Source organism: Rhodococcus globerulus NBRC 14531, assembly GCF_001894805.1.
GTDB classification, from domain to species: domain Bacteria; phylum Actinomycetota; class Actinomycetes; order Mycobacteriales; family Mycobacteriaceae; genus Rhodococcus_F; species Rhodococcus_F globerula.
In genome coordinates this window covers 484274-497478 of the sequence record NZ_BCWX01000004.1, presented here as the reverse complement: position 1 = coordinate 497478, position 13205 = coordinate 484274, and the positions used below count along the sequence as shown (strand labels likewise).

The following is a 13205-nucleotide window of genomic DNA, read 5'->3' as shown; positions in this document are numbered from 1 at the left end:
CTTCAGGCTGTTTTTGCGCGATGGGTTCGTTCGTAGCCTTTCCGATCGTAGAGGCGTGTGACAACAAATCCGAGCACCAGTCCGATTGCCAGGCCGAGCAACGTCATCCAGATTGCGTGGGTCAGGCCGGCGTCGCCGTGGGCGCCGAAGAACAGGATTGCGCGGGTGCCCATGTAGATCTGGTGCATCGGTTCGAACTGCGCAAGCCAGGAGTAGAGGCCGGGGCTTGCTTCGAGCGGAATCGTGCCACCGGACGATGGCAGGGCGAGGATGACAAAGACGAACAGGTTGATCAGCATGCCGAGCGAGCCGAACGCCGCCATCACCGACATGGCGGTGACTCCGACCGCGATGATCACGAGGGTGCCGTATGCCCACAAGGCAAAGCCTTGTGTGACAGGCATTCCGAGGGTGCGGCTGATCAACTGGAACAGTCCGGACACCACACCGGACAGCACGATCATGAAGCCCCATTTTATGAGAAGTGTTTGAAATCTATTGATCCCGACTACGTCGTTCTGTACGAACAGGGGACCGAACTCGGTGGGTGCGTAGCCGAGCATTCCGTCTACCAGGGAATTGACGACTGTCGCTCCGGTGAATCCGGCGAGGACCAGCAGTAGGGCGAAATAGAAAGCGACAAGACCGAATCCTGTACCGTCGGGAAGCGGATCATGCGCGACCGTAAGAACATTCACCGGATTTTCGAGGAGAAGTCGACTGGCGCCGGACAGCTGCATTCCGGTACCACCTGCCTGCAATTGTTGTGTGACAAGCGTGGTGAGTTGCTCACCCATGTTCTTGTTGACCGGCTCCAGGGCAGTTGTCCCGATCGACTGCACCAGCGACGCGGAGATGGAACCGGCTCGTGGATTGGTGTAGATGGTGATGATCGGTTGTTGCACCTCTGTGGCGGCGACGCTTCCCTGCGCCAGAGCTATTGTCTGCTGGGTGAAGTCGCGGGGGATGACGATGGAGCCGTAGAGCGTCCCGGAGCTGAGTCGTGATTGCGATTCGATGAGACTGAGCTGCTGTAAGTCGATTTTCTCGGGATCGATCCCGTTTTCGAGCGCGGCGGCGATGTCGTTTCCGAAGTTCTCGACTGCAGCGGGATCGCTTCCGGGCAAGGTACCGCCGACATCTTCGTTCACCAGAGCGATCGGGAACTCGTCCAGATGCTTCTTGGGGTCGAGGATTCCGCCCATATACAGCGCAGCGAGCGCCGACATCAGCAACAGCACAACGATCACCGGTGCCAGCCAGAATCGCGGTGTGTGCAGAACTGAACGGGCGGATGGCGTGTCGTGTGTGCTCATCGTCAGTCGACCGGCTTTCTCGTGCACGGACAGTGTGTGACTGAGCGTAGAGGCAAAGGTGTGGTGCTGCTGTCCTTGACGTTCTTCAGGAAAACCACTGATCCGGATTTGTTCGAGCAGCATCAACAACTTCGTCGATTGCATCGGTCGTGAGTGCGGGCTGCTCGGTGTGGACGTAGTGGCCGGCATCGGTGTCCAGATCGAGGTGTGCGTGTAGACGTTCGGCCAGAGCCTGCTGTCCGGCAATGTGGGCGGCGAATATCGTCGGACCGAAATCGACAGGTATCCCTGGTGGCAATTCACCTGCAGCCGAGAGTGGTTCAAGGTCGAAGGGTTGATCGGAGACAAGGATGCCAACCGGCATCGGAGGGGGATCGCCTGCGTCGCGTAGTGATTGGAAGCTGGGTTCCAAATTGCTCTTCTCCTGGTTGTACGGTTCGAGATCAGGAGAGTAATTGCTGTTGAGCGTGAGCCACCACTGCTGCTCTTGTGGAGTCAGGCCGTCGTAGAGAAGTTCGGTGAGGGTATCCACGAGGACCAGGCCGTCGACATCGGTCGGATAGGTGTCGGCATAGAGCCGAGCGATCAAGCCACCCCAGGAGTGGGCGACCAGGACGTAGGGGCCGGGAACGTCGGCCGCACTCAGCAAAGCGTGAAGGTCGCGCATTCCGTCTTCGGCGGTGGTCGGCTGGGGGACAGGAGTGGAGCGGCTTGCGTCTACGTGCTCGCCGGTGATGGTGACAGTTCCGGGGCGGTCGTAAGCGCACACCCGGGTCGTCTCGGCTACGCCGTCGAAAACTGCAGTTTCGGTCGGATTCGGATCTGCGACGGTTTTCCAGATATCTGCGCGATCGGTTCGACCGGACACGAACACCACGGTGGGCGATCCGGTCCCCTTACACGTCAAATACATGCTGCGGCCGTCACCGATGTCCACCAGTCCAGCGAAGTCGCCGTTTCCAGGAGTACCAGTAGCTGTACTGACATCCGTACTGGGCGAATCCGAGCATCCGCCCAAGAACAATGTGCAAGCTGCAAGTGACGCCACGATTCGCGAGTTGAGTTTCATGGTGTTGCTCCTCCCGGCCGGCAGGGTGCGCAAGGTCAGGGGTACCCAAGCTGTGGGCTGTCTAATTGCCGACTTGTCGGGAGCTGTACTTGAGATCGCCGTTAGGTTCGGGAAATGTGCGCTTCGGCGTTTGTCACTATTCTTCGAAAGGTAGTTCGCTATGCGTATTTACAACTTATCGGGCCGGGCTTGTCTTGGAATGGACGCCGGTGCTGTTGATATCGAAATTGCCAGCAACGGGACCTTCTCCTCCGACGTGCAAAGCCTCTACTCGCGGTGGGATGAGTTCACGCACTGGGCGAGTGGGTTCGAGGGCACTCCTGACGTGAAGATCGACAACTCGGCGTTGGGAAGCCCGGTGCCGTTGCCGCCGCAGATCTTTGCCATCGGCTTGAACTACCGGGACCATGCAGTGGAGTCCGGCCTGGAGATCCCCGAGATACCGGTGGTATTCGGGAAGTTTCCGGCGTCGGTGACCGGTCCACACGGCAAGATTCTGTTGCCGGAGGGCGCTGTCGATTTCGAGACCGAACTTGTCGCGGTGATCGGTAGGCGGGCGGAGAACGTGAGTGCCGCGGATGCATGGGGTCATGTAGCAGGACTGACCGTGGGCCAGGATCTGTCCGAACGGCACACACAGTGGCGAGGTACCGCGCCGCAGCAGTTCGGTCTGGCGAAGTCGTTCCCAGGTTTCAGTCCGATGGGGCCGGTCTTGGTCTCACCCGATGAATTCGAGAATCCGGATGACCTCGAGCTGGGATGCTCGATCAACGGCACCTTGATGCAGAAGAGTCGCACCAGCGACATGATCTTCACGATTCCGGAAGTTATCGAGTACCTGTCCCGCATCGTGCCTCTTCTGCCGGGCGACGCGATCTTCACCGGTACGCCGGCAGGTGTCGGCTTCAGCCGCAACCCGAAGGTGCTGCTCGGAGCGGGTGACACGCTGACGACATACGTGGAAGGTATCGGCGAGATGCGGCATACCTTCGATCTCAGGGTCGTCTAGAGGCTTCAGATCTGCGCAATGGCCGCGCCGGAGGTGAACAACCTCCGGCGCGGCCATTTTGTGTCTCGGGCACATGGAGAAGGCCGGCAAACCATGCTCTAGCTGCAGTTTTGATGCCGCGCCATTCTGTCTGAGCGATCCCATCGGGCACCAAATGCGGCCCCGGTCACAAAAGCTCATTGACGTACCCCGCTTCGTGGTTTCTAATAGACGCATCGTGCATATAGTGCGCTAGGGCACGCGATAGTTGCATTAGCGCAGATAGGAAGCCATGAAAACCACTCAGGACACCGAAGTACTCATCGTCGGCGCCGGTCCCGCCGGCCTGATGTTGGCGAACATCCTCGGCATGTACGGCAAGCAGGTCACCGTGCTCGAGGCCATGGATACGCTGATCGACTACCCGCGTGGTGTGGGACTCGACGACGAGTCGTTCCGCACCATTCAGACGGTGGGCCTGGTGGATGCGATCCGTCCGCACACAAATCCGCAGCACATCATGCGTCTGGTCAACGGTGCCGGAAAGGTCATGCTGGTCAACAACCCGCAGACCGTGGAATTCGGCTGGGAACGTAAGCACGGCTTCATCCAGCCAGAAGCCGACAAGGCGCTGTATGAGGGACTGTCCCGGTTCGGGAACGTTCAGGTGCTGTTCGGTCATCGCGTCGAGAACGTCGAAGAAGACGGCCAGTCGGTTACCGCTATCGCGTTGGTTTCTCGCCCCGACGGAACCATCGAAGAACGGCGATTCAGTGCGCAGTACCTGGTGGGGTGTGAAGGTGGCAAGTCTCCGACCCGCAAGCGTCTCGGTGTCAGCTTCGAGGGTGAATCACCTTCTACACGTTGGCTTGTCGTGGACGTCAACAACGATCCGCTGGGAACCCCCAACGTGTTCCTGGGTGCCGATCCGAAGCGTCCGTACGTGTCCATCGGTCTGCCCCACGCGGTTCGGCGCTGGGAATTCATGCTGCACGACGACGAAACCGAAGAGCAGGTCACGGACCCCGACTACGTGAATGCTCTTCTGGCAGATCATGTTCCCAACCCGGCGGAACTCGATTTCATTCGACGACGCGTCTTCACCCATCACGGCCGCGTCGCTTCCGACTTCCGCAAGGGCCGCCAATTGATCGCGGGCGACGCCGCGCACCTGATGCCGGTGTGGATGGGTCAGGGCTGGAATTCGGGTATGCGCGACGCAACCAACCTGGGGTGGAAGTTGGCCGCCGTACTTTCCGGTCAGGCGGACGACGCACTGCTCGATACCTATACGTCGGAGCGCAAGGATCACGCCCAGGCAATGGTGGATCTGTCGCTGACGTTCGGACGGCTCATCAAGATCACCAATCCGGTCGGTGCTGTACTCCGCGACGCTGCGTCGTCGGTGCTCAATCTCTTCCCTCAGGTCAAGAGCTACTTCGCGGACATGCGCTTCAAGCCGATGCCGCGCTACACCAGGGGAGTGCTGGCCGACCCGAACACTCGGGAATCGGGAAGTGCAGCAGCGAAACTCACGAGCAAGCTCATCCCGGTGCTGACCGCCAACGTCAAGAACTCACCGGTTGGCGTCCAGTTCCCACAGCCGCGTGTGAACTCGCGGGATGCGTCGGACCAACTGCTCGACGACGCGATCGGCAACTGGTGGTCCGTGATCGTGTGGGGCAACAGCCCCAAGGACGTGCTCCCGCAGTCCTCGCTCGACAAGTTGTCTCTACTCGGTGCCCGCCTTGTTGCGGTAGTTCCGGAGACCCAGCGCGAATGGGCTCAGAAGCACATGGATCCGGACGTTATGGTCCTCGGCGATCACACCGGCCGACTCAAGAAGTGGTTCGACGACCGTCCCACTCCCTTGGTCTTCCTTCGCCCGGACCGTTTTGTTGCCGGTGCCTGCCTGACGCAGCATGCCCCGGAGACGTTGGACGCGATCCTGGCCGCAATGAAGTTCACGCCGGCCGGCGCTGTCACGGACGCGGTCGCAGTGCCGGTCGCGCTCTAACCATCCGCCACGCACACTTACGAGAAAGCCAGATATATGACTACAACCGAGATTCCCTCGTACATCACCGACGATTTCTTCGGCCTCGAAGACAAGTGGATCGAGACCGCAGACGGCGAACTCACCCACTACCACGAACTGGGCGAAGGTACCCCGATCCTGTTCCTGCACGGTTCGGGCACCGGCGTCACCGCCGCCGCCAACTGGTGGCTCAATCTTCCGGTTCTCAGTGAGCCGGGGCGTTGCATCGCAATCGATTCCATCGGCTACGGGCAGAGCGTTGTTGCTCCGAACACCGAGTACGGAATCAAGGAATGGGTTCGCCACGCGGTGCGCGTTCTCGACGCCCTCGGCATCGAGAAGACGTGGATTGTCGGAAACTCCCTCGGCGGTTGGCTTGCATTCCAGTTTGCCATCGATTTCCCGGAACGCCTTCTGGGGATCGTCTCGATGGGCACGGGCGGCGCAAAGTTGACGGGCGCGCTGGCCGGTCACTCCAACCCGAACCTGACTGAAGCCGGCATTCGCAAGACCCTCGAACTCTTTGTTGTCGACAAGTCGCTTGTCACTGACGAATTGGTGTCCCTGCGCTACCAATCCGCCCTCAACGATACGGCCTCGGATCGCCTCGCCGAGGTGGTCGCAGCCCGCGATCGTGACCGCACCGAACTACCGCTCGATTTCGATGTGCTCTCTCGTTTGGATGTTCCGGTTCTGCTGATCCACGGTGTCCAGGACGTGGTGATCCCCGTCTCGCGTACGTGGGAGTTACTCAACGTCATCCCGAATGCCGATGTGCATATCTTCAGCCAGTGTGGCCACTGGTCACAGGTCGAGCGGGCAGAAGAGTTCAATACCGTTATCACGCAGTATCTTTCCGCTCGGGGTGTGAGCCGGTCATGAAGCAGGCTTTGCTGTGCATGTCGCACAGCCCACTGTTGCACCACCTCGACCCGCCGGCCGATGTCAAAGCATCGGTGGAAGCAGCGTTCGACCAGGCCCGCGCATTTGTTCACAATTTTGATCCTGATGTGATCGTGAACTTCGGACCCGATCACTACAACGGATTCTTCTACGATCTGATGCCGCCGTTCTGCATCGGCTACAAGGCAAAGGGCAGTGGCGATTACGACTCGTTTGCCGGTGAACTGAACGTGCCGGAAGCTATGGCCGAGGACTTGGCGCAGTTCGTGATGGATCAGGGGCTCGACATTGCGATTTCACGTCAGATGGAGGTCGATCACGGTGCGGTGCAACCGATGGAGATCATCTACGGCGACGTAGCGTCCAAACCGCTGATCCCAGTCTTCGTCAATTCGGTGGCCAGGCCGTTCGTGAAGGTTGCCCGCGTGCGTAAGTTCGGCGAGGCCGTCGGCGCGTATTTCAAGAATTCCGACAAGAAGGTGCTGTTCATCGGTTCCGGTGGGCTGTCACATGATCCGCCGGTTCCGCAGATCGCCACCGCCGACGAGGCTCAGCGCAAGATGCTGACCGACGGCCGGAATCCGACGCCGCAGGCGCGCGCGGCCAGGCAGCAGCGAGTCATCGACACGGCCGTCAAGTTCGCGGCGGACGAGGCCGACATCATGGATCTGAATCCGGAGTGGGACAGAGGATTTCTCGACGTGTGTGCGTCCGGGCGGATCGAGGATTTCGATCGCTACACCGCAGACGACATGGATGCGGTAGCCGGGCACTCCTCGCATGAGGTGCGCAACTGGGTGGCTGCCTACTCCGCCCTACGGGCCTGCGGTGAATACGAGATCGCCTACGAGTTCTACCGGCCGATCAAGGAATACATCTCCGGCTTTGCCGTCACGACCGCGATTCTGCGGGATATCTGATTCTTACTACTCGGGGGAAGCCCCCTCCCATCTTATGAAAGTAGACCTCGATGGATGTTCGTGAAGCGATTCGGACGCAACCGATGCGCCGATATCAGATTTCGACAATCGCGATCTGTCTGATCCTCAGCATGATCGACGGTTTCGAGATCCTGGTCATGGCGTTCGTAGCGCCTCACCTCGGAAAGTCCTGGGACATCAGCTCCGTCGAGATCGGCTACCTGCTCAGCGCCGGCATCATCGGCACCGCTCTGGGCGCAATTTTCATATCTCCACTGGCAGACAAGATCGGCAGGCGCCGGCTTGCGATCTGGTGTCTCGTCGGTATCACCGTCGGAATGGCGTTGTCTGCCTGCGCCGTCAACGTTCCCCAGCTCATCGCCTTCCGTGCGTTTTCCGGCTTGGGGATCGGCGGACTGGTCGCGAACCTGAATGTTCTTGTATCGGAGTTCAGTTCGGACAAGCGTCGTGGCACCGCATTGGGAATCTATGGTGTCGGCTACCCGCTCGGTGGAGCCGTGGGTGGCGCGATTTCCGGCGTCCTGATTTCCGTGTTCGACTGGCGGTCGGCGTTCATCTTCGGCACGATCATCACCGCAATCATGCTGGTTGTCGTGATCAAGACCCTGCCGGAATCCATCGAGTTCCTCATCGAGAAGCGGCCGGTCGGGGCACTGGAGCGGTACAACGAGATCGCGGATCGGCTCGGCTACGAGCAGTCGTCGGAACTGCCCGTTCCGATTCGAAAGACCGAACGTGTTGTGCGTGACGGCCTTTTCAAGGGAATCATGCTGCGTCGCACGGTTTTCCTCTGGCTCGGGTACTCATGCTTGATCGCGTCGTTCTACTTCGCCAATACCTGGACGCCGAAGTTGCTGTCCGATGCAACGGGTGATTCGAACATGGGCGTCACTGCCGGTGTGCTCGTCAACGTCGGTGGTGTCATCGGATCGATCATTTTTGCGGGCCTGTCGATCGTGTTGCGGCCGAGAGTTGTGACAGTTCTCTTGATGTTCGGTGGAGTATTTGCGTTCATCGGTTACGCCTCCGGATTCCACATCGTCGCCCTGGCTTTGACGCTCGCGGTACTGGTCGGCATTTTTGCCAATGGCGGCATCACCGGTTTCTACGCGATCAGCCCGCCCATCTACCCGGCGGCGGCCCGGGGCACCGGTGTGGGCTGGATGATCGGGTGCGGTCGCACGGTCTCGATTATCGCTCCGATTCTGACCGGCTACCTGCTCGATGGTGGCTGGACTCCGAAGAGCGTCTACATGATGTTCGGCGGGGTGTTGGTGATCGCCGGAATCGCGACGTTGCTTCTCGACGCGACCTACCGCGGCCGCAGTGAGAATCCGGAGACTCCGGAGGCGAGACGGGAAGAGGACCTGGCCGCCGCAGCCACTGCTTGAGGATGTGCCGATCCGGCGTCAAGCCCCGAGAGAATAGAGTCAAGGGCGTGGCTTCAGAATCGAATGGGTCGTCCGGCAAACAACCGGGCTCGCAAACACTGGCGAGGGGATTGCAGGCCCTCGAATTGGTTGCCACCACTCCCGATGGAATGACAATTCAGGAAGTAGCCGATGCCCTGGGTGTTCACCGGACCATTGCGTCGCGGTTGCTCACCACTGTGGCTGACTTCCGCCTCATCAAGCGCGGTGCGGACGGCAAGTACCGGGCCGGGGGTGGATTGGCGGCGCTCGCTCGGGACTTGTACGCCGGCCTTCGGGACGAGGCGACACCGTTGTTGCGTCGGCTCGCGAATTCCTTGGGCGCGAGTGTTGCGCTGTTTGTCGCGGAGGGCTCCGAAGCGGTGGCCGTCGCCGTCGTCGAGCCGAAGAATGCTCGGTACTGGGTGTCGTTCCGTGAGGGTGGTCGCCACCCTATCGACCGCGGCGCCGCAGGCTATGCGTTGTTGGCCGGGCAGCCGCCCGTCCCCGGGGAATCGAGTCGAGTCACCGATGCCCGCCGGGACGGCTACGTCGTCAGTTACGGCGAAGTCGAGCCGGGATACTGGGGCCTCGGGGTGCCGTTGACACAGCCGGCCAATGAGCCGGCCGGTTGCCTGACGTTGATTACCGCGTCCGAGGATCTGGCCCGCGGCGCAGTGCGCGAACTGATGGAGGCTGCTGAAAAGATCAGCGGCACAACACACTAGCTACAAGTGCGGCAGTATTCCCACGAAGAACGATGCGCTCAGGGCAAGCCCGATGATGCCGGTGATCAGGCCGACGACGGCATCTCCCGGCAGCGTGCTACTCGGATCCCGGCCAAGGCGGCGCAAGGTGAACACTCCCATGACGATGGCGCCCGCACCGAGCACGATGCCGACGCCGAAAGCCCAGAACACGAGTACCGACAGGGCGCCGAGCATCTCCGATCTTTCGCCCCAGCGCGCAGTGCGTTGCGCCGGCGTCGGTGGTGGCCACTGCAGCGATGCGGCCGACATTGCTGTCCCGAAGCGATGGGTGCGGTTACGAAGAGACTGGTCACTGAGAAACATCATGTACTCCACTGGACTGGGTAGGCGAGCAGTCGGTACTGCTGTCTACCCGGTCTCCGTGGATCTATGCGTTGATCGGAATTCGGGTGTTCGCCGACGCAAATCCCAACCAGGTGTGGCGGTTGCCGGCCCAGCACCAGCCGACCTTGGGGGCGTTGCGATTGTCCTTACCGTCGCGCCCGGTCCCGTTGCTGATCCACAGCGCGGGGGTACGCGTATCCAGTGCGCCGTTGGGTTTGCGCAAGCGTGAGCCGATGGTCATGAAGCAATGGCCACGTTCGAGAACGTCCGGGCATTGGAGCAGCCAGTGGATACCCTCGGTGAGCGTCAACGGCGTGCGCCCGGCTTCGAGGATTGCGGGTAGCGCTTCGTCCGGACTCCAGTTGGACATTGCGTCGCCTCGGTCGAGGTCCTCGAGTAGATACACGGGATTGTCCGGGGGCACTGCGTGCTCGGTGGGAGTGAACTGATCTACATCGGTCATGTCGGTGACAACAAAGCCGTGTTTGCCCTGGCGTTCGAGAAGGTGGGCCAACGATGAAGCGGGAGCGTACTTTTCGTGGATGGTGAGCAGAGAGTTCTCGGCGCGGGACGTTGCTGCTGCACGTATCGCAGCGGGGGATATCCCGGCGATGTCGCCGATGCCGAGAGCTATGAGTCGTTCAGCCTGCTGATCTAGAGGTGGGAGCACGGTCCCCGATGGTAGCGAATCTTGCGTCGACTCGAGAAAATGCCGTCAAGACGAATAAATGAAGTCCTAGTGGGTATGCATAAATGCGCTTATTCAAGGATTGAATTCGATACGGTAAATATCGAGCGCATTTATCGCAACCGGGCTGGTTCAGGTCTAATATTCCTGAAATGGCAAGTCCGAGTGGAAAGAACAGCATTGCATTAGTTTTTCTTGCCGCGGCGATGGTTGTCTCGTGCTCCACGACGCAGAATTCACAGACGACTCCTTCGGATTCTTCGCTCACTTCTGCTCCCGGCTCCAACTCAGCCGAACCAGTGCTCACCCCGTTGACTGCCGCTACCCTTGCCGCTCCGATTCCGGTAACCGCCACTGACGGAGAGGTACACCTCGCGTACGAGCTGTTCCTCACGAATACCCTCGCGCAGCCGCTTACCTTGCGGAGTATCGAGCCGGTGTCGAACGGAGTTCCGTTGCAGAGTTCGATTTCCGACGGGCTTCTGCCGTGGATCAGGGTATTCGGCGCTACGAGGCCGACGGAGACTCTGGGCCCCGGCCAATCGGCCTTGGCCTGGATAGACGTGACGGTACCGTCCAGCTCAGAGGTTCCCGAGGTCGTCGAACATCGAATTTCGGTGGCGGTGGACGCCCCGAATCTGCCCCTTCTCCCGGCGGAGATGACGGAAACCGTGGCTCGGACCACGATATCGACACAGTCTGCGGTCGTGATCGATCCGCCGCTGAACGGTGAGAACTGGTTGAACGGAAACGGTTGTTGTGGTCTGACAGCTCACCGTGGTGCCGTCAGTCCCCTCAACGGACAGCTTTTTGCTCCGGAGCGATTTGCCATCGACTACGTTCAACTGACGTCCGAGGGACAGATGTTCAATGGAGATCGGACGTCCGTCAACAGTTATCCCTACTACGGCAGCGATGTTTTTGCCGTCGCGGAGGGCAAGATTGTTTCGATGGTGAATGACCTTCCGGAACAGACTCCTGGCGCTGATCCCGTCGGGCTCACGCTCGATCAATTCGGTGGTAATCATGTTGTTCAGGATCTCGGAAACGGTCGATATGCCTTCTACGCTCACCTGCAGAGAGGAAGTATCCCGCTCGAGGTCGGTGACAATCTGACGGCGGGTCAATCGTTGGGCAAGTTGGGTAACTCCGGTAACACCGACGCCCCGCATCTGCATTTCCACATCATGGACGGACCGGATCCTCTGGCGTCGAACGGACTTCCGTTCGAGATACGTTCTTTCGATCTGACAAACCGAATCATGAACCAGGACAACCTCGATTCGGTCACGGATTCCGGTGCCGCGGCGCAGTTCGCAACGGGCGTGGACACCGGTCGGCGCAGCAATCAGATGCCGCTCACGCTTGATGTCATGACATACGACGTAGTTCAACAGGGGAGCTGACATGGCAACGAGCAAGCAACGATGGTTGGCCAGAGCGGCTGTGGCCGCGTCATTCGCAGCAGTGGTGGTTCTGCTGGTCTTTGCCGGCTTGAAGACGCTGATGTTGTTGATCATGGGCGTCGGAGCTGTGGTGGTGAGTGTGGTTGCCGCGTACTGGTTTCTCACCAGTCGCGGATTTGTGCGCTGGTTCGCTCTCGCAATCGGGGTGTTGGCGCCGATAGTGGTGCTCGTCTTTCTGGTCCGGGCGAATCTGCTTGCGGTGGTGTTGGTGACGATCGGATTGTTGATTGTGGCCGCGTTGTGCGCTCGGGCTGCCCTGCAAGACGACGAGTCGGGTTCTCCTGTGCCGGAACATCCTCCGAGCCCTGCAGAACGGCCCTTCTTCGTGATGAACCCAAATTCGGGCGGTGGGAAGGTCGGAAAATTCGGTCTGATCGACAAGGCTCGAGAATTGGGTGCCGAGGTATTCGTTCTCGACGCCGCCCACCCGGTTGACGTGGCAGACGTGGCGCGCAAGGCCGTCGACAACGGGGCTGATCTACTGGGTGTCGCGGGAGGCGACGGAACACAGGCCTTGGTGGCGGCGGTCGCCGCGGAACATGGGTTGCCCTATCTGGTGATCAGCGCAGGTACACGCAATCATTTTGCCGCAGATCTCGGTTTGGATCTCCAAGATCCGTCGCGATGCCTTGACGCTTTGAATGACGGCGTCGACATCTACGTCGATCTGGGGACTGTGGGTGATCGACCGTTTGTGAACAACGCGTCGTTCGGCGCGTATGCCGAAGTGGTGCAGAATCCGTCGTATCGCGATGCCAAGACCAGTACGGTCGTGCGGATGCTCCCGGATGTCCTGGCTGAGCAGCAGGGCGCAAAATTTGTCGTGCACGTTCAGGACCGCGTCATCGAGTCACCCCAAGCGGTGTTGGTCAGCAACGGTCCGTACGAGACGGATGACCTTGCCGGACTCGGGCAACGGCCGCGGTTGGACCTGGGAACACTCGGCGTTGTCGCGCTGTCGGTCAACAGCCCGCGGCAGGCCCTCGGGTTGCTTCGCCGCGCACATCGGCGGGGACTGACGCAAGCCACGGCATTAGAGGTGATTGTCGACGCCGACCGGCCTGAGATTCCTGTCGGCGTCGATGGTGAAGCATTGATCTTCCCGGTCCCCGTGCGGTGCGAGGTCCGGCCCGCCGCGCTTCGGGTTCGGGTTCCACGCAACCGACCGGGGGTGACGCGTCCGCGGCGGAAAGTAGATCTGGTGAGATTGCGTCAACTGGCAGGATTCACAGCGCTCGACGCATAACCTGTCCGGTTGCGACTGCATGGTTCATGGTCGACTGTGACAGGCTT

General features: G+C 60.2%; 12 protein-coding genes. 8 read left to right on the top strand and 4 right to left on the bottom strand.

Annotated features, from left to right (window positions below):
- Positions 1-2: 2 nt before the first annotated feature.
- Positions 3-1316 (bottom strand): YhgE/Pip domain-containing protein, encoded by a 1314-nt coding sequence (locus tag RG2_RS22925; RefSeq protein ID WP_033233894.1) that lies wholly within the window; start codon positions 1314-1316, stop codon positions 3-5.
- Between the two features lie 85 nt (positions 1317-1401).
- Complete coding sequence (locus tag RG2_RS22920) at positions 1402-2385, bottom strand: alpha/beta fold hydrolase (RefSeq protein ID WP_051730429.1); 984 nt, start codon at positions 2383-2385, stop codon at positions 1402-1404.
- A gap of 160 nt (positions 2386-2545) precedes the next feature.
- On the opposite strand from RG2_RS22920, the gene RG2_RS22915 reads away from it, so the two are divergent.
- The 6 genes from RG2_RS22915 (at position 2546) to RG2_RS22890 (ending at position 9392) form a co-directional block, all read left to right on the top strand.
- Positions 2546-3394 carry a fumarylacetoacetate hydrolase family protein gene (locus RG2_RS22915; RefSeq protein WP_033233748.1) on the top strand — a complete coding sequence of 283 codons (849 nt, stop codon included), beginning with the start codon at positions 2546-2548 and terminating at the stop codon, positions 3392-3394.
- A 271-nt stretch (positions 3395-3665) separates the two neighbouring features.
- The gene (gene mhpA, locus RG2_RS22910) at positions 3666-5390 is read left to right on the top strand and encodes a bifunctional 3-(3-hydroxy-phenyl)propionate/3-hydroxycinnamic acid hydroxylase MhpA (RefSeq protein ID WP_051730428.1); all 1725 of its coding nucleotides are present in this window, start codon (positions 3666-3668) and stop codon (positions 5388-5390) included.
- Between the two features lie 36 nt (positions 5391-5426).
- On the top strand, positions 5427-6293 hold the full coding sequence (locus RG2_RS22905; protein ID WP_033233747.1) for an alpha/beta fold hydrolase: 867 nt from the start codon (positions 5427-5429) through the stop codon (positions 6291-6293).
- The gene (locus RG2_RS22900; protein WP_033233746.1) at positions 6290-7234 is read left to right on the top strand and encodes a 3-carboxyethylcatechol 2,3-dioxygenase; all 945 of its coding nucleotides are present in this window, start codon (positions 6290-6292) and stop codon (positions 7232-7234) included. The genes RG2_RS22905 and RG2_RS22900 overlap by 4 nt, the downstream gene beginning before the upstream one ends.
- Before the next feature lie 50 nt (positions 7235-7284).
- Positions 7285-8646, top strand: coding sequence for an MFS transporter (locus RG2_RS22895; protein WP_051730427.1), 1362 nt, complete (start codon positions 7285-7287; stop codon positions 8644-8646).
- A 47-nt stretch (positions 8647-8693) separates the two neighbouring features.
- On the top strand, positions 8694-9392 hold the full coding sequence (locus RG2_RS22890) for an IclR family transcriptional regulator (protein ID WP_033233745.1): 699 nt from the start codon (positions 8694-8696) through the stop codon (positions 9390-9392).
- Here the strand turns inward: RG2_RS22890 and RG2_RS32425 are convergent, their stop codons facing one another.
- Positions 9393-9740, bottom strand: a complete 348-nt coding sequence (locus tag RG2_RS32425) for a hypothetical protein (RefSeq protein ID WP_230590100.1) — start codon at positions 9738-9740, stop codon at positions 9393-9395. It abuts the gene before it with no gap.
- A 61-nt stretch (positions 9741-9801) separates the two neighbouring features.
- Positions 9802-10428, bottom strand: a complete 627-nt coding sequence (locus RG2_RS22880) for a DUF5701 family protein (protein WP_033233743.1) — start codon at positions 10426-10428, stop codon at positions 9802-9804.
- Between the two features lie 170 nt (positions 10429-10598).
- Between RG2_RS22880 and RG2_RS22875 the strand changes: the two genes are divergently transcribed.
- Together RG2_RS22875 and RG2_RS22870 are read left to right on the top strand one after the other, a co-directional pair.
- Complete coding sequence (locus RG2_RS22875) at positions 10599-11852, top strand: M23 family metallopeptidase (RefSeq protein WP_033233742.1); 1254 nt, start codon at positions 10599-10601, stop codon at positions 11850-11852.
- 1 nt (position 11853) lies between these two features.
- Positions 11854-13158, top strand: coding sequence for a diacylglycerol/lipid kinase family protein (locus RG2_RS22870; RefSeq protein ID WP_033233741.1), 1305 nt, complete (start codon positions 11854-11856; stop codon positions 13156-13158).
- The last annotated feature ends 47 nt before the right edge of the window (positions 13159-13205 follow it).

Excerpts from the sequence above, each read along its gene's own strand:
- RG2_RS22875 (WP_033233742.1), top strand. The coding sequence starts at position 10,599 with ATGGCAAGTCCGAGTGGAAAGAACAGCATTGCATTAGTTTTTCTTGCC.
- RG2_RS32425 (WP_230590100.1), bottom strand. The coding sequence starts at position 9,740 with ATGATGTTTCTCAGTGACCAGTCTCTTCGTAACCGCACCCATCGCTTC.
- mhpA (WP_051730428.1), top strand. The coding sequence starts at position 3,666 with ATGAAAACCACTCAGGACACCGAAGTACTCATCGTCGGCGCCGGTCCC.
- RG2_RS22915 (WP_033233748.1), top strand. The coding sequence starts at position 2,546 with ATGCGTATTTACAACTTATCGGGCCGGGCTTGTCTTGGAATGGACGCC.
- RG2_RS22870 (WP_033233741.1), top strand. The coding sequence starts at position 11,854 with ATGGCAACGAGCAAGCAACGATGGTTGGCCAGAGCGGCTGTGGCCGCG.
- RG2_RS22900 (WP_033233746.1), top strand. The coding sequence starts at position 6,290 with ATGAAGCAGGCTTTGCTGTGCATGTCGCACAGCCCACTGTTGCACCAC.
- RG2_RS22925 (WP_033233894.1), bottom strand. The coding sequence starts at position 1,316 with ATGAGCACACACGACACGCCATCCGCCCGTTCAGTTCTGCACACACCG.
- RG2_RS22920 (WP_051730429.1), bottom strand. The coding sequence starts at position 2,385 with ATGAAACTCAACTCGCGAATCGTGGCGTCACTTGCAGCTTGCACATTG.
- RG2_RS22895 (WP_051730427.1), top strand. The coding sequence starts at position 7,285 with ATGGATGTTCGTGAAGCGATTCGGACGCAACCGATGCGCCGATATCAG.
- RG2_RS22905 (WP_033233747.1), top strand. The coding sequence starts at position 5,427 with ATGACTACAACCGAGATTCCCTCGTACATCACCGACGATTTCTTCGGC.